Source organism: Streptomyces sp. SID5643, from assembly GCF_009872555.1.
Classification (GTDB): domain Bacteria; phylum Actinomycetota; class Actinomycetes; order Streptomycetales; family Streptomycetaceae; genus Streptomyces; species Streptomyces iakyrus.
Genome location: NZ_WWIC01000038.1, coordinates 1 through 1,229, shown reverse-complemented (window position 1 = coordinate 1,229; position 1,229 = coordinate 1). Strand labels below are relative to the sequence as shown.

The window sequence follows — 1,229 nt, the reverse complement described above, 5'->3', positions numbered from 1 at the left end:
TCCCGGCCCGAACCTGCGGCGCCGGAGTAGTCCGGGGCGGGCAGGGCCTCGCGGTGCAGTTTGCCGTTCACCGTCAAGGGCAGTGCGTCCAGCTCCACCACCACTGAGGGGACCATGTGCTCGGGCAATCGTCCTGCCATGAACTCGCGTACGGCTTTTCCGAGTTCCGCGTCCGGGCCGACGGGCTCGGTGGGTACGACGTAGGCGACGAGCCTCGTATCGCCCGGTACGTCCTCACGGGCGACGACGGCGCTCTGGGCGACCTGCGGATGCGCGGCCACCACGGCCTGGACCTCACCCGGTTCGATCCGGAACCCACGGATCTTGACCTGCTCGTCCGAGCGGCCCGCGAACACCAGCTGGCCGCCTGTGGACCACCGTGCGAGGTCACCCGTGCGATACATCCGCGCACCGGACTCGAACGGGCAGGCCACGAACCGCTCCGCCGTCAGACCGGGGCGGCCCACGTAGCCGCGCGCCACCTGCGCCCCGGCGATGTACAGCTCACCCGCCACTCCGGGGGCCACCGGCCGCAGGTGCGCATCCAGCACATACAGGCGCGTGTGGGCGATCGGACGCCCGACCGGCACCACATCGCCCACAGGATCACCCGCGGCGACTTCGAACACGCAACATCCGACGACGGTCTCGGTGGGCCCGTATTCGTTCACGACGACGGAATCCGGCGACCGCTCCAACCACTGCCGTACCGCGGCACCCGGCAGAGCCTCACCGCCGACCACCCAGGTCCGCGCCGCCGACGCAATCCGGTCGTCCGCCAACGATTCCGACAGCAGGGGAAGATGGGCCGGGACGACCTTGGCCATGGCGAACCCGCCGTGGTCACGGACCAGTTCCGCCAGGCCCTCGGCACCACCGGCCGGGCTCACCACCACCGCGGTCCCCGACACCAGCGGCACGAGCACACTGGTCACGGTCAGGTCGAACGCGAGTGACGAGTGCAGGGGGGCACCACCGGTCCCCTTCCCGTACGCGTCCGCCGCCCACGTCACATAGTTGGCCAGGCCTCCGTGGGTGACCGCCACGCCCTTCGGGCGTCCCGTCGAGCCCGAGGTGTAGATGACGTACGCCAGACCGTCCCGCTCCACCGCTACGCCGGGAGACGTCGCCGGAGCGGCCGCCAGCTGCGTCGCGGTCAGCGGATCGTCCAGCGCCACCAGGCGCCCACGGCCGGCGGGGAGTTCGTCGAGAATCTCCTCCGTCGTCAA

1 protein-coding gene is annotated in these 1,229 nt (G+C 71.0%); it reads right to left on the bottom strand.

The features are described from left to right. The coding region (locus GTY56_RS04000) for an amino acid adenylation domain-containing protein (RefSeq protein ID WP_161362521.1) at positions 1-1,229 on the bottom strand (1,229 nt) is incomplete at both ends.